The organism is Streptomyces sp. B21-105, assembly GCF_036898465.1.
Lineage (GTDB): Bacteria > Actinomycetota > Actinomycetes > Streptomycetales > Streptomycetaceae > Streptomyces.
Window position 1 is genome coordinate 694,975 of sequence record NZ_JARUMJ010000001.1, and the last position, 20,706, is coordinate 715,680.

General features: G+C 73.7%; 8 protein-coding genes. 7 read left to right on the forward strand and 1 reads right to left on the reverse strand.

The window, feature by feature from the left end:
* Nucleotides 1-398: 398 nt before the first annotated feature.
* Nucleotides 399-1,190: an IclR family transcriptional regulator gene (locus tag QA802_RS02890; RefSeq protein WP_334517860.1), complete on the reverse strand. Its 792-nt coding sequence runs from the start codon at nt 1,188-1,190 to the stop codon at nt 399-401.
* 238 nt (nt 1,191-1,428) lie between these two features.
* Between QA802_RS02890 and QA802_RS02895 the strand changes: the two genes are divergently transcribed.
* From QA802_RS02895 to QA802_RS02925, 7 genes are all read left to right on the forward strand, one after another.
* The gene (locus tag QA802_RS02895) at nt 1,429-2,244 is read left to right on the forward strand and encodes an AraC family transcriptional regulator (protein ID WP_334517861.1); all 816 of its coding nucleotides are present in this window, start codon (nt 1,429-1,431) and stop codon (nt 2,242-2,244) included.
* Nucleotides 2,245-2,790: 546 nt separating this feature from the next.
* Nucleotides 2,791-3,057 (forward strand): acyl carrier protein, encoded by a 267-nt coding sequence (locus QA802_RS02900; protein WP_319165330.1) that lies wholly within the window; start codon nt 2,791-2,793, stop codon nt 3,055-3,057.
* On the forward strand, nt 3,041-3,898 hold the full coding sequence (locus tag QA802_RS02905) for a thioesterase domain-containing protein (protein ID WP_334517862.1): 858 nt from the start codon (nt 3,041-3,043) through the stop codon (nt 3,896-3,898). The genes QA802_RS02900 and QA802_RS02905 overlap by 17 nt, the downstream gene beginning before the upstream one ends.
* A gap of 83 nt (nt 3,899-3,981) precedes the next feature.
* Nucleotides 3,982-11,004, forward strand: coding sequence for an SDR family NAD(P)-dependent oxidoreductase (locus QA802_RS02910; RefSeq protein WP_334517864.1), 7,023 nt, complete (start codon nt 3,982-3,984; stop codon nt 11,002-11,004).
* Nucleotides 11,005-11,112: 108 nt separating this feature from the next.
* On the forward strand, nt 11,113-16,245 hold the full coding sequence (locus QA802_RS02915; protein ID WP_334517866.1) for a beta-ketoacyl synthase N-terminal-like domain-containing protein: 5,133 nt from the start codon (nt 11,113-11,115) through the stop codon (nt 16,243-16,245).
* Nucleotides 16,246-16,304: 59 nt separating this feature from the next.
* Nucleotides 16,305-19,022, forward strand: a complete 2,718-nt coding sequence (locus QA802_RS02920; RefSeq protein WP_334534273.1) for a 3-hydroxyacyl-[acyl-carrier-protein] dehydratase FabA — start codon at nt 16,305-16,307, stop codon at nt 19,020-19,022.
* Nucleotides 19,023-19,057: 35 nt separating this feature from the next.
* On the forward strand, nt 19,058-20,683 hold the full coding sequence (locus QA802_RS02925) for a PfaD family polyunsaturated fatty acid/polyketide biosynthesis protein (RefSeq protein ID WP_334517868.1): 1,626 nt from the start codon (nt 19,058-19,060) through the stop codon (nt 20,681-20,683).
* The last annotated feature ends 23 nt before the right edge of the window (nt 20,684-20,706 follow it).

Here is a 20,706-nt window from a genome sequence, read left to right on the forward strand (position 1 = left end):
GGCGGGGCTCAATCCCCCCGGGCGGCGCCCGACCGGACGGCCGGGAACGTGCGCGGGCTCGCGCGGGGCGGGCAGGGGCCGCAGTGACCGGCGCCCCCGCCGGGGTCGGCGGCGGGGACGCCGGCAGCGTCCCGGGTGGGGGACGCGGGTTCATGGGCGCCGGCCCCGACGCGGGTTCATGGGGCGCCCGCCCCGACGCGGGAGTCACCGCAAGCGCCTGTTCCGTGGGCGACGGGCAGCGGGATACGTGCCCCTTCGACGGGCAGCGGGGTACGCGCCCGTCCGGTGGGAAGCGAGGCGCCGGCCGGGAGATTCTCCCCTACCGCCCGACGGCGCCCCGATCGCCCGGAACAGCGGCCGGGGTCTGCCCCGCGTCGCCGTCCGGCCCCTTGTTCAGCTCACGCGCCGACCTCCGCGACGCGCAGGCCCTCGCCGCGCACACATCGTTGGATCATCACGGCGGCGGCCCGCACATGGGGCGCGACCCGCGCCGGCTGAATCACTTCGGCGGGCCCGACGACGCCCACGGCGGCCACGACCATGCCGCGGCTGTCGCGCACCGGGACCGCGAACGCACCCCGTCCTTCGGCCAGGGTGCCGTGCGCGGCGGCGTAGCCCTCGCGCCGGACCTTGGCGAGACAGCGATTGAGGCGGGCGCCGTCGGTGATGGTGACGGGGGTGAAGGCGCGCAGCGGCCCGGAACACACCTCCTTCTCCACGGCGGCGCCGGCGTGGGCGAGGAGGACCAGGCCGAGCGCGGTGGCGTGCAGCGGGACGCGACGGCCCTGGTCTCCGTAGACGGCGATCAGGTCCGCGTCGTCGGAGACGAAGGAAAGGCAGACGCTCTCCCGGCCGTCGCGGATGGCGACAGTCGCCGCGGCAGAGGTCCGGTTGTGCAGCGCAACGAGATGCGGCTGCGCCACCTCGGCCATCGTGCAGGAGCGCGGCGCCAGCACGGCCGTCTCCCACAGCCGAAGACCGATGGTGTACATGCCGTCGACGCACCGCTCGAGGGCGCCCCAGCCGTGGAGTTTGTTGACGATGCGGTGCACGGTGGCCACGGGCAGCCCGGAGCGTCGGCTGATGTCGCTGAGCGTCAGGGTTCTGTTGTCCCGGTCGAAGGCACCGAGGATGCTGAGCGTCCGGTCGACGACTGAGCGCTCCGGAGCGGCGGAGTGGGGAGTGGTCATCCCGTTCAGAGTCCCTTCACCTTCAGGTCGAGGGTGCGTACTGACACGTGCGCGCACTTGTGCGTGCACATGCATGCACCAGGAGTAGTGATCGGGCATCGGGCGACCGGATCTATCATTGAACCCTCAAGTGGCCGCTTGAAAGGTCGATTCCGGAACGCTCATGGTCGATTTCGCTTCGTTACCTATCCCCGTCATCCGCTACAGATGCGTCGCCAGACCTGGTCTCGGCATCGCGATGGCGACTGTGCGGGAGCTGTTGACATACGCCCCCACCAGCTTCCTGGCGGCCCCCCACCGGCTCGAGTTCCACCAGCTCGTGCTGGTCACGCAGGGCGCGGGCGTCTACTCGGCCGACTCCACCAGCCACGAGTGCCGGCCCGGCACGCTGGTGTGGATCCGCCCCAACCAGGTGATCCAGTTCTTCCCCGAGCCGGGCATGGACGGCGACATCGTCATGTTCACCGAGTCGTTCCCGCTCCAACTGGGCGCCCACATGGGGATGCTGGACGATGTGCTGCGCCCCTCGCAGTGGCAGCTGCCCGACGTCGAGCTCAGGGCGTTCGAGCGCGTTCTCCATGTGCTGAAGGAGGAGTTCGAGCGGCCCGACCAGGGACTCGGCGAGGAACTGCTGAAGCACCTGCTGGCCGTGGTCCTGCTGCACATCGACCAGATGTGCCGCCAGCACCGCTGCGGCACCGCCGCGGTCAGCGGCGACAACGGGGACCTCTTCCTGCGCTTCCGCCGCGAGCTGGACCACTCCTTCCGCTCCAGCCGGCTGGTCGAGGACTACGCCGCCGCCCTCAACTGCAGCACGCGCGCGCTGGCCCGGGCCTGCCGTGCGGTGGCCGGAAGCTCCACGAAGGACCTGATCGACGCCCGGGTCGCGCTGGAGGCGCGCCGGCTGCTCGCCCACTCCGACCTGCCGATCAGCGCCATCGCCCGGCAACTCGGATTCTCCGAAGTGACCAACTTCGGCAAGTTCTTCGCCCGCCGCGTGAATATGACACCGGGCTCGTTCCGCCGCGAGGCAAAAGTGGGACATCAGCCGTAATGCGGCCGAGTCGACCGGCTTCACCGGCGGTTCACCTATTACCGCCGCAAGGTGTCCTCGAGGTCTACGCACGTATACCTCGATTTCTTTCCACTCTTCGGAAGACCGGTTGTTGAAAATTCCGAAAACTGGCAAGACTTGGCCTGCGTGCTTCGGGCGGCCACTCCGAAGTCACCCCCCGCACCTGCGATCCAGCAGGTCTGCACCATCGAGCACCGATGAACGACCGAAAGATCACTGACCGGTTTTATTCGCTGCCCCCACGGCGATCACCAGAAAGTTGCCCATAGCTCACACCCCCCACGTATTCACGCTGGTCCGGACTTCCGGCCCTCTTTCACGGCTCTCGCGCCCGTCACCCGGGGGGATACCCGGACGTCCCTGGCGGGCGCGCCGTGAGACGCCCTCGGCATGCCGCCCGGCGTCTGCCACGGCCCCTGATCCGTGCGCCGACCGCGTACGCGATCCGCCGTACGCACCCGCATTCACGCGCCCTCCGGCAACTCCCCGGACAAAGGTGCGCCCAAAAAGGAAGGACGTCGCAACATGCCCGCAGTCACCGCAACGGAAGCCGAGAACTGGCTGATCGAGAAGATCGCCCACCGCCTCGGCGTGGCGGCCACCGAGGTCTCGCGCGAGGTCTACTTCGACGAGCTCGACCTCGACTCCACCGAAGCCCTCATCCTGGCGGGCGAGTTGGAGAACTGGCTCGGTTTCGAGCTGAGCACGACGACCCTCTGGTACCACCCCACGGTCAAGGACCTGGCGGCGTACCTGGCCGAGGAGAGCGCGCAGCGTGCGGCCGCCGCGTGACGCACGGCCGCCGGTCGCCCTCCTGCTGCGGACCGCGGCGCCCGGCCGGCGCACCGTGTACGTCGTCCATCCCGGCGCGCTGTCCGCCCGGGTCTACCAGGGTCTCGCCGACGCGCTCCCGGAGGGCGACGGGCTGACCGTGCTGGACCTGAGCGCCGTCCCCGCCTACGCGGAGGCGGCGCTGACCGGGGGCCGCGCGGCGACCACCGTGGAGGCGCTGGCCGACCGGCTGCTGGCCGCGCTGGAACCGGCCGACGGGCCGTACTCCCTGGCCGGCTGGTCGTTCGGCGGCACGCTGGCCCTCGCGATGGTCCACGCCATGCCCGCCGGCCGTCGTCCCGAACGGCTGGTGCTGCTCGACAGCATCGCGCCGACCGACGCGTACAAGCAGCCCGACGACTCGCTCGAACCGGACCTGCTCCTGGGCTGGTTCACCATGTACCTCGGCGCGAAGCGGGGCCGCCCCGTCGACCTGACCCCCGGCCGGCTCGCCGGCTGCGGAGTCGACGACGGACTGCCCGTCGTCCTCGACACGGCTGTCGCCGCCGGGGCGCTGCTCCCGGGCACCCCGCTGCCGGGTCTGCGCAAGCTCTACGACACGTACGTGGACGGGCTGTTGCGCAACCACCGGCTGGTGACCCCGCACCGTGCCGTCCCCGCACCGCTCCCCCTCGTGCTGGTCAAGGCGGAGCGGAGCCTGATCCCGGACGACCCGCACCTCGGCTGGCAGCCGCTCGCCCCGCACGGCCTGACGCTGCACAGCTCGCCCGGCGACCACTACACGATGCTCGGCCGCACCGACTCGCTCGAGGTGCTCGCCCCGCTTCTGCACACCGTCTGATCCCCCCTTACGCGTGTCACCCCCAGGGCCCCGAACCGGCCCGGGCTGTAACGGCCCTGCCGTCCGACCGAGAGAGCCTCGCCGTGAACGCTTCGCACCCTTCTGACCTCGACCGCCGACTCGCCCGGGATCCCATCGCGATCGTCGGCCTGTCCGCTCTGTACCCCAAGTCCCGTGACCTGCACGAGTTCTGGGCGAACGTGGTCTCTGCCGCCGACTGCATCGAGGACGTCCCGGCGTCCCACTGGGACGTGTCGGAGCACTACGACCCCGATCCCACCGTCCCCGACAAGACGTACTCCCGGCGCGGTGGCTTCATCCCCACCGTGGACTTCAACCCGCTCGAGTTCGGGCTGCCGCCCAACACCCTCGAAGTCACCGACGTCCTGCAGTTGCTGAGCCTGGTCGTGGCGCGTGACGCGCTCAAGGACGCGGGCGCCGACCAGGAGTGGTACGACGCCTCGCGCACCGGCGTGATCCTCGGGGTGACCGGCGCCAACCAGCTCACCCAGCCGCTGTCCAACCGGCTCCAGACCCCGGTCCTCAAGGAGGTCGTGCGCTCCTGCGGTCTCTCCGAGCGCGACGCCGAGGAGATCGCGGAGAAGTTCAAACTGGCCTTCGCGCCCTGGGAGGAGAACTCCTTCCCCGGCATGCTGGGCAACGTCGTCGCCGGCCGGATCGCCAACCGCCTGGACCTGGGCGGCACGAACATGACCGTCGACGCGGCCTGCGCGAGCTCGCTGGGCGCGGTCAAGAGCGCCATCAGCGACCTGCTGGAGCGCCGCTCGGACACGATGCTGGTGGGCGGCTGCGACGCCGAGAACACCATCTTCATGTACCTGTGCTTCAGCAAGACGCCCGCCTTCTCCAAGACCGGCGGCATCCGCCCGTTCGACGAGAACGCCGACGGCACCCTCATCGGCGAGGGCATCGGCATGCTGGCCCTGCGCCGGCTGTCCGACGCCGAGCGGGACGGCAACCGGATCTACGCCGTCGTCCGCGGCATCGGCTCCTCCAGCGACGGCCGCTTCAAGTCGATCTACGCCCCGCGCAAGGAAGGCCAGATGGCCGCGTTGCGCCGGGCCTACGAGGACGCCGACGTGTCCCCGGACTCGATCGAGCTGTTCGAGGCGCACGGCACCGGAACGGCCGTCGGCGAGGCGACCGAGCTGTCCGCGCTGAGCGCGGTGGTCTCGGGGCACGGCGAGGACCGGCAGTTCGCGGCGGTCGGCAGCGTGAAGTCGCAGATCGGCCACACCAAGGCGGCCGCCGGCGCGGCCGGGATGATCAAGCTGGCGCTCTCCCTGCACCACCGGCTCCTGCCGCCCACCATCAACGTGGAACGGCCGAACCCGTCGGTGGACTGGGAGAAGAGCCCGTTCTACGTCAGCTCCCGCACCCGCCCGTGGATCCGCGACCCGCGTCGCCCGCGACGCCGGGCGGCCGTCTCGGCCTTCGGGTTCGGCGGCACCAACTTCCATGTGGTGATGGAGGAGCACGGCACCGGGGACGACCTGCGGGTGCTGTTCCCGGTGAGCCGGGTTTATGCATGGCATGCACCTGACATCGGTGGGCTGATCCGGGCGCTCGACGAGGGTGCGGAGCCCGCCCCGGCCCCCGCACCGGCGGGCCACCCGAGGCTCGCGCTGGTCGCCCGTTCCGGCGCCGAGCTCACCGAACTGCGCGCGCTCGCCCTGGCCGAACTGCGCGGCCGGCCCACGGCCGAGTCCTGGTCGCATCCCCGGGGCGTCTACTTCCGCGCGTCCGACGCGCCCACCGGCAAGGTGGCCGCGCTCTTCGCCGGCCAGGGCAGCCAGTACGTGGAGCCCGGCCTGACGGCGGTGCTGGCGCTGCCCCCGCTGCGGGCGGCCTTCGACGAGGCCAACGCGGCCTTCGGGGAGCACGGACGCCCGCTGTCCCGGGTGGCGTTCCCGCCGCCCGCGTTCGACGAGGCGACGCGCACCGCCCAGGAGAGCGAACTGCGCCGCACCGAGTACGCCCAGCCCGCGATCGGCGCGCTGGCGGCCGGCCACTACCGGTATCTCACCGAACTCGGCTTCGAGGCCGAGGGTTTCCTCGGGCACAGCTTCGGCGAACTGGCCGCGCTGTGGGCGGCCGGCGCCCTCGACGACGACGCGTTCTTCGCCCTGGCCCGGGCGCGCGGCGCGGCGATGGCGCCGCCCGCCGACGCACCCCCCGGCTTCGACCCCGGCGCCATGGCCGCCGTCACCGCCCCCGAGGAGCGGGTGGCCGAACTGCTGTCCGCGCACCCGGAGTTGACCGTCTGCAACCGCAACGCTCCGGACCAGATCGTGGTCGGCGGCGCGACCGACGCGGTGGAACGGTTCGTCGAGGCGGCGGGCGCGGCGGGCGTCCGGTCGCTGCGGCTGCCGGTGTCGGCGGCCTTCCACACACCGTTCGTCGCCCACGCGGTGGAGGCCTTCGGGCGCCGGGTGGACGAGGTCGAGATCCGTGAGCCCGGGCATCCGGTGTACGCCAACTCGCCGGGCGCCGCGTACGGTCCGGACGTCGACGCCAACCGGCGCACGCTGGTCGAGCAGATCGGCAGGCCCGTGGAGTTCGCCGGCCGGGTCGAGGAGATGTACGCGGCCGGGTTCCGCACCTTCGTCGAGTTCGGACCGAAGGGCGTGCTGACCCGACTGGTCGGGCGCGTCCTCGACGGACGCGAGCACTTCGCGGTGCAGCTCGACCCCGGCAGCGGCGCGGACGCGGATCTGACGCTGAAGCGGGCCGTTGCCCAACTGGCTGTGCTGGGCCTGCCGTTGACCACCTCCGACCGGTACGTCGCCGAGCCGGTGAGCGCCGAACCCGTCAAGGGGATGACCGTCCCGCTGAACGGCATCAACCATGTGCCCGAGGCGCGGAAGGCGGCGTACCGCGACGCTATCGAGAACGGGTACCGGGTGACTCCGGGCGGAGCGGACGGCCCGGACGGTCCGCGGCCGCTCGCCGGTGCGCTCCCGGCACCCGCCGCCGTACCCCTTGCCGCGCAGCCGGTGCCGGCCCTGCGGCAGACCTCAGCGCCGATGCCCGCACCGGCCGCCGCCGACACCCGGGGCGCGCTGTCGCCCGTCGCCGTACGCACGGCGCCGGCGGCCGCCCTGCCCGTCCCCGCCGACGACCTGGAGAGCGAGCCCGTGCACCAGGAACACCCTTCCCCCTCCCCCGCCCCGGCCACCGCGGCCGCTCCCGCCGACGACCGGCTCTCCTCGCTGATCGCGGATCATCTGGCCCTCCACGACGACTACCTCCAGGGACAGCTCGACAGCGCCCAGCGCATGATGGGGCTCCTGGAGCGGGCCGACGGCCAGGGCCGCGTCGACGCGGTGATCCCGGGCGTGGCCTCCGTCAAGGAACACGGGCTGGCGATCGGGCGCACCCACGTCCGGGCCAACGAGATCCTGCGCGACCTGGCCGCCATGGAGCTGGGCAGCGCCCCTCCGGCGAACCCGGCGAACCCGGCGGCGCCCGCTGTCGCGGCCGGCCCGTCCGTGACGGCGGCCGTGGAACTGCCCGCGACGTTCGCGGCGACGCCCGCCGCCCTTGTTCCGGCGCCCGCCCCTGCGGCACCGGCGTTCCCCGCCGTCCTCCCCGACGCACCGGCCGCCCCCGTCGCGGTGACCCCGCCACCGGCGGCGGCCGTCCCCACCCCGCCGCAGAGCCCGTCCGACCAGGGACCGTCCGACGAGGGGCCGTCCGAGGACGACATCGCGGCGGCGCTGCTCGACGTGGTCGCGCAGAAGACCGGTTACCCGGCGGAGATGCTCGAACTCGGCATGGACGTGGAGGCGGACTTGGGCATCGACTCCATCAAGCGCGTCGAGATCATGGGCGTCCTCCAGGAACGCTTCCCCAGCCCCACCCCCGTCGGCCCCGAACAGCTCGGCGAACTGCGCACCCTCAGTGAGATCGTGGGCTTCGTCCTGAGCCTGGGCAGTGTGCGCCCCCGCGCCCGCACCGCCACCGCAGCCGCCGGCGTCCCCGCGTCCGTCGCCGGCCCGGCTCCCGCCGCGGCCGTCAGCACCGAGGACGTAGCCACCGCCCTGCTCGGCGTGGTGGCGGAGAAGACCGGCTACCCGGCCGACATGCTGGACCTGGGCATGGACGTCGAGGCCGACCTCGGCATCGACTCCATCAAACGCGTCGAGATCATGGGCGTCCTCCAGGAACGCTTCCCCAGCCCCACCCCCGTCGGCCCCGAACAGCTCGCCGAGCTGCGCACGCTGAACGAGATCGTCGGCTTCGTACTGGAACTGCGCGGCACGGACGCCCCCACGGCACGGACGGAGGTCGCGGCGACGGCCTCGACCGCCACCGCCGACGACGTGTGCGACGCCCTCCTCGAGGTCGTCGCCGCAAAGACGGGCTACCCGGCCGACATGCTCGACCTGAGCATGGACGTCGAGGCCGACCTCGGCATCGACTCCATCAAACGCGTCGAGATCATGGGCGTCCTCCAGGAACGCTTCCCCAGCCCCACCCCCGTCGGCCCCGAACAGCTCGGCGAACTGCGCACGCTCAAGGACATCGTCGGCTTCGTCACGGGGCTCGCCGGTCCCGCGTCCGAGCCGCAGGTGCAACCCCGGGGGCAGCAGGAGCAGACGCCGACGGCGTCCGGCGTGTCCGGCGTGTCCGGCGTGTCCGGCGCGTCCGGCGCGCCCGACACGTCCGGAGCGCCCGTGCCCCCCGGGATCGGCCGCGGACAGGCCGCCCTCGTGGAACTCCCGTCCCCCGACCAGCTCGTCGACGCCTATCCGCAGGGCGCGGCCGCGCTCGTCGTGGACGACGGCAGCGAGGTGGCGCGGGCCTCGGCGGCCCGCCTCGTCGAGAGCGGCTGGCAGGTGCGCGTGCTGCGGCTGCCGGGGGTGGCACAGCGTGTCAGCGGGGCCGCGGACGTCGCTCTCAGCGGCTGGGGAACCACCGAACTGGCCTCCGCTATTGATCAGTTGGGCAAGGAAAGGGTCCATCTCGTGCTCGGCTTCGGGGCCGCCGAAGGCCTCGGCTGGGCCGAGGGGGTGCGCCGGCTGGCCCATCACCTGCTGATCGCCCGCCATCTGGTCGGCCCGCTGCGCGAGGCCGCGGCGACCGGCGGGCGTGCCGCGTTCGTCACCGTCACGCGGCTCGACGGCTCCTTCGGACTCGACGGGGTGGCCGAGGAGGCCACACCCGCCGGCGGCGTCGCCGGACTGGTCAAGACGCTCGCGGTGGAGGCGCCCGGGCTCTTCTGCCGGGCCCTGGACCTGTCCCCCTCGCTGAGCGCCGCCGAGGCCGCCGAGCTGGTCCTGGAGGAGGCCTACGACGCGGCTCCCGCCCCGGTCCAGGTGGGCCGTGACGGGGTCCGCCGGGTCGCCCTCACCCTGGGAGACGCGGCGCACGACGCGGCGCACCGCACGGCGGGGCCGGCCGCGGCCGGGCTCACCGAGCAGGACCTGCTCGTGGTCACCGGTGGCGGACGCGGCATCACCGCCGCCTGCGTGGCCGAGCTGGCCCGGCGGCACCGGCCCGGGCTGCTGCTCCTCGGACGGACGCCGCTCGACGACGAGCCGTCCTGGGCCGACGGGGTGGCCGACGCGGGTCTCAAGGCCGCCGCGGCCGGCGAGTTGACGGCCCGGGGCGAGAAGCCGACCCCGAAGCGGGTCGAGCAGCTCTACCGGGCGGTGACCGGCGCCCGGGAGATCCGTGCCACGCTGGCGGAACTCCGGGCGGCGGGCAGCCGGGCCGAGTACCTGGCCGTGGACATCACCGATCCGACCGCCACCGCAGCCGCGCTCGCCCCGTACCGGGAGCGGATCACCGGTCTGGTGCACGGCGCGGGCGTCCTCGCCGACCAGCTGATCGGCAACAAGAAGGCGTCCGAGATCGAACGGGTCTTCGCGCCCAAGCTGGACGGCCTGCGGGCGGTCACCGCGGCGCTGCCCGCGACGGCCCTGCGGCACGTGCTGCTCTTCTCCTCGGTGGCCGGCTTCTTCGGCAACCGGGGCCAGTCGGACTACGCGATGGCCAACGAGGTGCTCAACGCCTGGGCCGCGTCGTTCAAGCGGCGTCACCCGGCGGCCCGGGTCACCTCGCTCAACTGGGGCGCCTGGGACAGCGGAATGGTCTCGCCCGAGGTGAAGGCCGTCTTCGCGCAGCGCGGTCTGGTCCTGATCCCGTCGCAGACCGGCGCCCGGATGTTCGCCGAGCAGTTCACCGCCGAGCGTGCGCATGACCTGGTGACCGTGCTCGGCCCCACCACCCCGCTGTCCGAGCGCGAGACGGCGCTGCCGACGGCGCCCGTCACCGTGGAGCGCGCGCTGGCCGGTCTGGAGCACGACCCCATGGTCGCCGACCATGTGATCGGCGGGGTTCCGGTGCTGCCGGCGGCGATTCCGCTCGGCTGGGCACTGGCCGCGGTGGAGCGCGCCTTCGGCACGACGGCCGCCGTGGTGCGGGACTTCACCGTCTACAAGGGCATCGTGTTCGACGCCGGCCGGCCGGAGCGCTGGCAGCTGACCATGACCCCGGCCGGGGACGCCGTGCGGATCGACATCCGCGGCATCGAGCCGGACGGCACCGTGCGGCCCCGCTACGGCGCGCTGGTCGTCCCGGGCGCGGCGCCCGCGGCGGCCGAAGTCGCCGGGCTGCCCGCACCGGGCGGCGGCCGGGACGCCTCAGGCTTCTACCACGACAGCACCCTCTTCCACGGACCGTCGCTGCGGGGCGTGCGCCGGGTGCTGGCCGAGGACCGCTCCCGGCTGGTCCTGGAGTGCGCCCTGCCCGAACTGCACCCGGCCTCGGGCGCGTTCGACAGCTCCCGGTTCGCCCCCGGCACCGCCGACCTGCTGCTGCAGGCCGGGCTGGTGTGGGGCAGCCTGTTCCGGGACGCGGCCGGACTGCCGCTCTCGGTGGAGGGCGCCGAGCTGCACCGGCGGCTGCCCGACGGCGAGCCCTTCCTGATCGTCGTGGAGCCCGCCTCCTCCGACCGGGACACGACGGCCTCCTTCACCATCACCGCCTGCACCCCCGACGGGCAGGTCCTGGCCCGTCTCGACGGGGTCTCGGTGGTCTCCGCTCCCCAGCTCGCGGCCAAGTTCGTCAACGACTGACCGTCCCGGAGCGACAGACGCAGGCGCCCGCCGGTCCGCACGGCTCCGCCGACCGCACCCCCGGAGCCGTCCGGGCCGGCCGCCCCCTCAGAAGGGATCCCAGCTTCCATGAACACCTATGCCGTCGTCGGCCTCTCCTGCCTGTTCCCGGGGGCCGACTCGCCCGCCGGATTCTGGCGGAACCTCCGTGCCGGGGTGGACAGCCGCCGGGAAGGAGGCGAGGAGATCTTCGGCGCGGCGCCGGACGACCGCGACGCCGACCCCGGCCACCCCGTCTACTGCCGCAAGGGCGGCTTCATCGACGACTTCGCCTTCGACCCGTCCGGCTACCTCCTCGACGCCGGCCGACTGGCCCGGCTCGACCGGCTGTTCCACTGGTCGCTCCATGTGGCCCGCCAGGCGCTGCGGGACTCCGGCCACGCGGACCGGCCCGACGTGCTGGCCAGGACCGGGCTGATCCTCGGCAACTACTCCCTGCCCACCCCCGTCTCGGCCGAGGGCAGTGTGCCGCTCTTCCAGGAGGCGGTGCTGGCGGGCCTGCGCGCGGCCCGGCTGCCCGCGCTCGACGGTCTGCCGGGCCCTGGGCCGCTCGTCGACGGCGGCGGCCTGCTCGCGGAGAACGCCCGCGTCAGCGGCTCCCCCGCCGGCGTCGCGGCGGCCGCACTCGGGCTCGGCGGCCCCCGCTACGCCCTGGACGCCGCCTGCGCCTCCGCCCTGTACGCGCTGAAGCTGGCCTGCCACCACCTGGACACCGGGCGCGTCGACCTGGTGCTCGCCGGCGGTGTCTGCGCCCCCGACCCACGTCTGCTGCACGTGTCCTTCTCGGATCTGCACGCCTATCCGGAGGACGGGTTCAGCCAGCCCTTCGACACCCGTTCCGGCGGCATCGTCACCAGTCAGGGCGCGGGCATGCTCGCCGTGAAGCGGCTGGCGGACGCGGTGCGCGACGGCGACCGGATCCACGCCGTGGTGGACGGCGTGGGCCTCTCCAACGACGGCAGCGGACGCCATCTGCTCGTACCGCAGGCAGCCGGTCAGCTCCAGGCCTACGAACTCGCCTACGCCGAGGCGGGGTTGGACCCGGCCGGGATCGACTACCTGGAGTGCCACGCGACCGGGACCCCGATCGGGGACAGCACCGAGGCCGAGTCGGTGAGCGCCTACTTCGGCGGTCGCGGACGGGTGCCCCTGATCGGTTCGGTCAAGGGCAACGTCGGGCATCTGCTCACCGCAGCGGGACTGGCCGGCCTGCTCAAGGTGATCCTCGCCATGGCCGAGGGTCACATCCCGCCCACCATCGGCGTGGAGCAGCCGGTCACCTCCAAGGACGGCCGGGTCGGCTCCGACACCCTGGTGCGGACGGGACGGGCGTGGCCGCGAGGGGAGGGGCCGCGCCGGGCGGGGGTGTCCGCCTTCGGCTTCGGCGGCGCCAACGCGCACGCCGTGCTGTCCACGCCCCCGGAACGACCCGAGGCGACGGAACGACCCGAAGCCACGGAACCGCCCGAGGCGGCCAAGCGGCCCGAAGCGGCGGACGGCCCGCAGGCCTGCGTACCGGCCGCCCTCGACGTCATCGGGCTCGGCGCCCACTTCGGTCCCCTGGAGTCGCTGGAGGCCTTCGAACAGTCCCTGCACAACGGTGCCGACGCCTTCCGCGACCTGCCCGAGCGGCGCTGGCGCGGCCTGGAACAGACCCCCGGCGGCTCCCTGGACCGTGCCGGGGCGGGGCCGGACCCGCTCCCGGTGGGCGGCTTCGTGGACGGGGTCGGCATCGACCCGTTGGATCTGCGGATCCCGCCGGCCGACCTGCGGATGTACAACCTCCAGCAGGCGCTGGTGGTGAAGGTCGCCGACGAGGCGCTGCGCGACGCCGGGTTCAGCCGCGCCCCAGCCGAGGGGCGGTCGGCGCCGCCGCCGCGACGGATCGCCGTCGTGGTGAACATGGAGATCGAGCCCTACACGCACGCCCGGATCGCCCGCTACGGCCTCGGCGACTTCCTGCGCCGCGAGTTCGACCGGGCCGGACTCCACCCGACCGAGGAGCAGCGGGCGGCGCTGGCCGCGCTGGCCCGGGACGCGGTGGCCGACCCGGTGGGCACCAACGAGGTGCTCAGCTTCATCGGCAATGTGATGGCCAGCAAGATCTCCTCGCTGTGGAACCTGACCGGCCCGTCCTTCACCGTCTCCGCCCACGCCGCGGGCACCGTGGAAGCGCTGGAGATCGCCCGGCTGCTGCTGCTCGACCCGGGCATCGAGGCCGTCCTGGTCGGCGCGGTCGATCTGGCCGGCTCGGCGGAGCAGGCCCTGTTGCACGCCGGGACCGCCGCCGGAGCGGCCGCGGGGGCCGGGCTGTCCTTCGGTGCGGGCGGCCCGGTGCGGCGGGCCGGCGACGGCGCGGGCGCCGTGCTGGTCACCCGCCCCGGGGGCGCCGACGCGTCGGCCGGCCGGCGCGACGCCACCGGGGCCGGCGGCCGGGTCTACGCCCGGCTGGACGGTCTCGCCCTGCGGCACGCCCTGCCGGTGGACGGCGTCGTGCCCGAGGCCGCCGTGGAGCCGATGGCCGGGGCCGCCGAGGCCGCGCTCGCGGAGGCCGGCGTCCGCGCGGCCGACGTGGGGTATCTGGAGGCCCACGCGGGCGGCACCGCCGTCCAGGACCGGGCCGAACTGGACGCCCTGGCGCGCGTCTACCCGGCCGGGCCCGGCAGCACGGCCCTGGGCAGCGCGAAGGCGCAGATCGGCGACACCGGGTGCGCGGCCGCCATGGCCGGGCTGATCCGCGCCGTGCTGTGCCTGCACCACGGCTATCTGCCCGGCGCCCCCGGCTGGAGCCGGCCGGCGGACGAACTCGCCGGTTCCTTCGCCGCTTCGGCCCTCTACGTTCCGGAGTACTCCCGGCCGTGGCTGCGGGCCCGGGGCACTGACCGCCGGTACGCGGCGGTCGCCGTCATCGGCGCCGACGGGGCGCACGGCCATCTGGTGCTGTCCGCGGACGCCACCCGGGGCCGCACGGTGACAGCGGACTGGCGGCGGGCCGGCGGCCCGGTCCTGCTGCCGCTGTCCGCCGCCACCGCGGACGGGCTGCTGGACGCCGTCGAGGAGCACCGCAGGCTGCTGGCCGACGGCGCCGACCCCGGCGCGCTCGCCCGGACGGCCGCCGCCGCGCTGCCCGACGGGGCGCTGCGCGCCGTGCTCGTGGGCGCAGACGGCGCAGAGCTTGCCCGCCAGTTGGAGCTGGCCGCGCGAGGCCTGCCGGCCGCACACGCCCGTGGCGAGGAGTGGGCCACACCGGCCGGTTCGTTCTCCACCGGGTCGCCGATCGGCCCGGCGGGGAAGGTGGCGCTGGTCTTCCCCGGCGCGTTCAACTCCTATCCCGGCCTCGGGCGGGACTTCTTCCGGGCCTTCCCCGGGCTGCTCGACCGGTTCGAGGCGCGCTCCGACGAACCGGCCCGGCTGCTGCGGGAACGCCTGCTGTACCCGCGCGCGCAGACCGCCCGGGGACGGCGCGAGCTGATGGAGCACGAGTCGGCGCTCGGCGAGGACATCCCGTTCATGCTCGCCACCGGCACCAGCTTCGCCATCCTCTACACCGAACTCGTCCGGGACGTCCTCGGCGTCCCCGTGCGCGGCGGGTTCGGCTACAGCCTGGGCGAGTCCAGCATGCTGTTCGCGACCGGCGGCTGGCGGTCCGAGGGCCGTCGCGACGACCTCATCAGCGACACCCCGATCTTCCGCGACCGGCTGTGCGGTGCGCGCCGCACGGTCCGCGAACTGTGGGGGCTGCCGGAGGACACCCCCGACCAGGACGTGTGGGGCAGCCATGTGCTGCTGACCGACGCGGAGACGGTGCGCGCGGCGCTCGCCCGCTACGACAGGGTGTTCCTCACCCACGTCAACACGCCCCGCGAACTGGTGATCGCCGGCGATCCCGCCCAATGCCGGTCGCTCATCGAGGACGTGGGCTGCCCGGCGGCCCGCTCCCCGGTCAACGCCGTCATGCACGCCCCCGTCGTGGACGCCGAACTCGACGGGCTGGCCGGCCTCAACGACTACCCGACCGGCTCCGTCGGCGATCTGGAGCTGTTCAGCGCCTACGACTACCAGGTGCTGCCCGGGCTCGACCGCGGGCGGATCTCGCGGCGGATCGCGCACACGCTGCGGTCCACGATCGACTTCCCGCGTCTGGTGCACACCGCCTACGACGCCGGGTACCGCTACTTCATCGAGGTCGGCCCCAGCGCGACCTGCTCCCGCTGGGTGCGCGACACCCTGGGCGACGCGGCGCACGTGGCCGTGCCCGTGGACCGGCGGGGCAGTTCCGCCGCCCGTTCCACGGCCCAGTTGGTCGCCCGCCTGGTCGGGCACGGTCTGCCGGTCGACCTGGCCGCGCTGCTCGCCCCGGAGCCGGCCGCGGCGCCGGCCCGGCGGCAGATCCGGGTGGGCGGCGGCGAGCCGATCCCGGCACGGGTCGCCCGCGGGGCCCGCGAACTCGCGTCTCCCTCCGCCCGGTCCACGGCCCCGGCTCCGGATCCGGCTCCGGCCTCGGCACCGGTGCCCGCCGCACGGTCCGCCTCGCCGGCCGCCACGGCCGCGCCCTCGGCCCGGCCGGCCGGAACTGCCGTACCTGCCGGGTCCGCACGATCCGCCGCGCCCGCCGGGACCGCCAGGGCCGCCGGGTCCGGCAGGCCCTCGGGATCAGCCAGGCCTTCGGGGTCCGCCGCGTCCGCCGGGGCCGCTGCGCCCGCAGGTCCCATCGGGGCCACTGGAGCCGTCCGTTCCGTGGGGGCAGCCGAGTCCGCCGCTTCTGCCGTGCCCTCGGACGCCGCGTCCGCCACGCCCGCCACACCCGCCACTTCCGTCGGGGCCACCGGGGCCGTCCGGTCCGCGGGGTCCGCAATGCCCTTCGGGGCCACCGGGGGTCCGGGGACGCCGGATCCGGTACGGCGGGCGGCTCGTCGCTGCCCGTCCCGCCCGACGTCCGGGCCGTACCACCGGCCTCGCCTGTTCCGCCCGTCCCACCCGTCCCGTCCTCCCCGTCTGTTCCTGTTCCCGTTCCGTTGGAGGAGCCAGCGCCCATGCCCGCTGACCCGACGCTCGCCGACCCCGAGACCCTCACCTTCGACGGTGACCCGATCGCCTTCCTGCCCTGGGCGCCGGAGGAGCCCGCCGCTCCGGCCGGCCCGCCCGCGGCCCCGTCCCGTCCGGCACACCGGCCGCGGCCGGCCGCCGCCACCGGCGCCGTGACGACCGCGGACGTCATCCGTGAACTGCGCGAACAGATCGTCACCACCCACTCGGTGGTCATGGAGACGCAGCGCGTCCTCCAGCAGGCCACTCTCAGTCGTGCCGAAGCGCTGCTCGACACGGGTCCGGCCCGCACGAACCCGGCAGCCCCGACGGCCTCGACGGTCCCGACGGCCTCGCCGGCCGGGCGTCCGGCTGCCCCGGCCCTCCCGGCCGCCGCTCCGTCCGCGCTCTCCCCCGCACCGGCCCCCAGGGCCCTGCCGCCCGTGCCCGAATCCCCCGCTCCCCCGCTCGGACGCGGCGACGAGATCTGGAACGAGGCCGATCTCCTGGAGTTCGCGACCGGCTCCGTCGCCAAGGTCTTCGGCGAGCGGTTCGCCCCGATCGACGGGTACGGCAAACGCGTCCGTCTCCCGGCGCCCCCGTACCACTTCGTCACCCGCGTCACCGCGCTCAAGGGCGAGACCGGGGTCTTCGAGCCCGCCACCATCACCACCGAGTACGACGTGCCGGACGACGCCTGGTACGCGGTGGACGGCGGTGTCCCGCCGGCGGTGACCGTCGAGGCCGGACAGTGCGACCTGCTCCTGGTCAGCTACCTCGGCATCGACTTCAGGAACCGCGGCGAGCGCGTCTACCGGCTGCTCGACAGCTCCCTGATCTTCCACGGCGATCTGCCGCGCACCGGGCAGACCCTGCGCTACGACATCTCCATCGACCGCTTCGTCCACAACGGCGACACCACGCTCTTCTTCTTCAGCTACCTCTGTTACGCCGACGGCGAGCTGATCCTCGAACTCAAGGACGCCTGCGCCGGCTTCTTCAGCGCGGCGGAACTGGCCACGCCGCTCGGCGTCGTCATGACCGCCAAGGAGAAGGCCGCGCGGGAGGCGCTCACCAGGACCTCGTTCAAGCCGCTGGCCCGCACCGACCGCGATCACCTCACCCCGGCCGACCTGGAACTGCTCGCGCAGGGCCGCCCCGGCGACGTCTTCGGCCCCGACCACGCCCAGGACGAGGGCGTCAACCCCTCCCTGCGTCTCCCCCACGAGATGCTGCGCATGATCGACGACGTCACCATCGACCGCACCGGCGGACCGCGCGGCATCGGACGGATCAGCGCGACCAAGCGACTCGAGCCCGACGCCTGGTACTTCACCTGCCACTTCCCCGACGACCCGGTCCTCGCCGGCTCCCTGGTCGCCGAGGGGGCGGTGCAGCTGCTCCAGATCTACCTGCTGCACCAGGGCCTGCACCTCACACTGCCCGACGCCCGCTTCCAGACCGTGACGGGCCGCCGCATCGACGTCCAGGTGCGCGGTCAGATCACCCCGCGCGACCGGGAGATCCGCTACGAGGTCGAGGTGATGGAACTGACGCTGCTGCCGCGGCCCACCGTGGTCGCCGACGTCCTCATCTACCTCGGCGACAAGCCCGTCGTCCGGATGAAGAACCTGGGCCTGAAGATCCAGGAGAAGGAGGGCACCGCGTACCGCCCGGAGACCGGCGGGATGCCGCGGTTCCTCGGCCGCCGCAACCGCGACGGCGAGCCGGCGATGATCAACGAGCTGCATCTGGCGCACGCCGCCAAGGGGCAGCTGGACATGGCCATGGGTCCCGAGTTCGAGATCTACCGCGACCGCCGGGCGCCCTACATCCCCAACGGGGACTTCCAGTTCGTCGACCGGGTCATGTCCCTCACCGGCGCCCGCGGCGATCTGCGCCCCGGGGCGGAGATGGTGACCGAGTACGACTCGCCGGCCGACGCCTGGTACTACCGGCACAACTCCCACCCGCACATGCCCAACTGCGTCTACATGGAGTCCTCGCTCCAGGCGGCCATCTTCCTCGGCTACTACCTGGGCGCCACCCTCAAGCAGCCGCAGGAGGAGTACGCGATCCGCAACCTCGACGGCCGTGCCACCCTCGTCAAGGACGTGGACCTGCGCGGGAAGACCGTCCGCCACCGGTCCCGGCTGCTGATGACGAGCGCGGTCTCCGGGGCCGTCCTGCAGAACTTCTCCTACGAACTGTCCGCCGACGGCGAGGTGTTCTACACCGGTGAATCGCTCTTCGGCTACTTCAGCGACAACGCGCTCGCCAACCAGGTCGGCCTCGACAGCGGGACGTACGTCGCGCCGTGGCTCGAACAGGAGCGGGAGCAGGGCCGGCCGGCCGACGACCGGGTGCGGCGCATCGAACTGCCCGCCGACGCGGCCGTGTTCACCGACCCGGCGCTGGGCGCGCTGCGGCTGCCGGGCGGCCACTTCCAGCTCGTGGACCGGGTCGACCTGGTCGAGGACGGCGGCCGGCACGGCGCCGGATATCTCACCGGGTACCGGGAGATCCGTCCCGACGAGTGGTACTTCGACTGCCACTTCCACCGTGACCCGGTGATGCCCGGTTCGCTCGGCGTCGAGGCCGTGCTGCAGGCGATGCGGCTGTTCGTACTGGAGCGCGGACTCGCCGAGGGCGTCGAACGGCCGCGGTTCGCCATGGCGACCGACGTGGAGATGAAGTGGAAGTACCGGGGCCAGATCCTGCGGGACGACCGGGAGCTCCGCTTCGACGTGCACATCAAGGAGGTCCGCCGGGAGGCGGACCGGGTGCTGCTGATCGCCGACGCCGACCTGTGGAAGCCCGGCCTTCGGATCTACGAACTCACCGATGTGGCGATCGAGGTCCGCAGTTGCGCCGACGACCCCGCCGCCCCTGCCGCCTGGGCCCCCTCCGCCTCGGCCTCCTCCTCCTCGTCCTTCTCCTCCGACGAAGCCTGACCGGACGCCCGTCCAGCCCAAGGAGCTGCGTTCTCATGACCATGCACGTGCCCCCGCTCCGCTGGTCCGGGGAGGGGTACCCGAGCACCGACGCCGCGAGCGTCTACCAGGCTCTGGCCGAACTGGAGGCCCCCTGCTTCGTCGTACGGACGGCGACCGGGACCGGTGTCGTCGCCGGTGGCACCGCGGTGGCGGGCGGAGCGGGACCGGTGGTGCTCGCCGCGGCCCAGCCGCTGCCCCCGCACCGCCTCGGCTCCGCCGCGTTCCTCGCCGCCCACGGGGTGAGCCGGCCCTACATGGCCGGCGCCATGGCGGGCGGGATCGCCTCCGCCGACCTGGTGATCGCGCTGGCCCGTGCCGGATGTCTGGCGTCCTACGGGGCCGCCGGACTGCTGCCGGAGACGATCGCGAAGGCGCTTGCCCGGTTCGCCGCCGAGATCCCCAGCCAGCCGTACGCCGTCAACCTGATCCACTCGCCGAGTGAGCAGCGGCTCGAACGGGAGGCGGTGGAGCTGTTCCTCGCGCACGGTGTGCGCTGTGTCGAGGCCTCCGCCTACATGGACCTCACCCCGCACGTGGTGCGCTACCGGCTGGCCGGGCTGAGCCGGGGCCCCGACGGCCGGGTGGTGGCCGGGAACCGGCTGATCGCCAAGGTGTCGCGGCCCGAGACCGCCGAACGCTTCATGCGCCCGGCGCCCGCGGCCCTGGTCAGCGCGCTTTCGGCGCAGGGGCTGATCACCTCGGAGCAGGCCGGGCTCGCCCACCATGTGCCGCTGGCCGACGACATCACCGTGGAGGCGGACTCCGGGGGGCACACGGACCGGCGTCCGCTGCCGGTGCTGCTGCCCACGCTGCTCCGGCTGCGTGACGCGGTCCAGCGCGAGCACCGCTATCCGGTGCCGGTCCGGGTCGGCGCGGCCGGCGGGCTCGGTACCCCCGGCGCGGTGGCCGCCGCCTTCGCGATGGGCGCCGCGTACGTGGTCACCGGGTCCGTCAACCAGGCGTGCCTGGAGTCCGGGGCGTCGCCGGCCGCGCGGGCGAAGCTGGCCGAGGCGGGCATCGCCGACTGCGACATGGCGCCGGCCGCCGACATGTTCGAGATGGGCGTGGAGCTGCAGGTGCTGAAGAAGGGCACGCTGTTCCCGATGCGGGCCCGCCGTCTGTACCAGCTCTACCAGGCCTTCGACGGGCTAGAGGCGATCCCGGCGGACGAGCGGGCCAAGCTGGAGCAGCAGGTCTTCCGGCGTCCGCTGGAGGAGGTGTGGCAGGAGTGCGTGGGCTACTTCGAGCGCCGTGACCCCGAGCAGCTCGCCCGTGCCGCCGGCAACCCCAAGCGCCGGATGGCGCTCGTCTTCCGCTGGTACCTCGGCATGGCCTCGCGCTGGGCGGTGACCGGTGACGAGGAACGGAGCATGGACTACCAGATCTGGTGCGGTCCGGCGATGGGCGGCTTCAACGACTGGGTGACCGGCAGCTATCTGAAGAACCCGGCCAACCGGCGGGCCGCCGAGGTCGCGCATCACCTGCTGCGGGGCGCCGCCTTCCACACCCGGCTGGCCCAGCTGCGCACGGCCGGGGTGGGCATCCCGTCCGCGTGCGCGGACTACCGGCCGGTGCCGCTGGAGGCCCCGGCGGGCCAGACCCCGGCGGGCGCCCGATGACCGCGCCGACGCCCGACGGGCCG

Bases quoted from the DNA above. Each gene is read 5' to 3' on its own strand.
- QA802_RS02890 (WP_334517860.1), bottom strand. From the start codon at position 1,190: ATGACCACTCCCCACTCCGCCGCTCCGGAGCGCTCAGTCGTCGACCGG.
- QA802_RS02895 (WP_334517861.1), top strand. From the start codon at position 1,429: ATGGCGACTGTGCGGGAGCTGTTGACATACGCCCCCACCAGCTTCCTG.
- QA802_RS02900 (WP_319165330.1), top strand. From the start codon at position 2,791: ATGCCCGCAGTCACCGCAACGGAAGCCGAGAACTGGCTGATCGAGAAG.
- QA802_RS02915 (WP_334517866.1), top strand. From the start codon at position 11,113: ATGAACACCTATGCCGTCGTCGGCCTCTCCTGCCTGTTCCCGGGGGCC.
- QA802_RS02920 (WP_334534273.1), top strand. From the start codon at position 16,305: ATGGAGACGCAGCGCGTCCTCCAGCAGGCCACTCTCAGTCGTGCCGAA.
- QA802_RS02925 (WP_334517868.1), top strand. From the start codon at position 19,058: ATGACCATGCACGTGCCCCCGCTCCGCTGGTCCGGGGAGGGGTACCCG.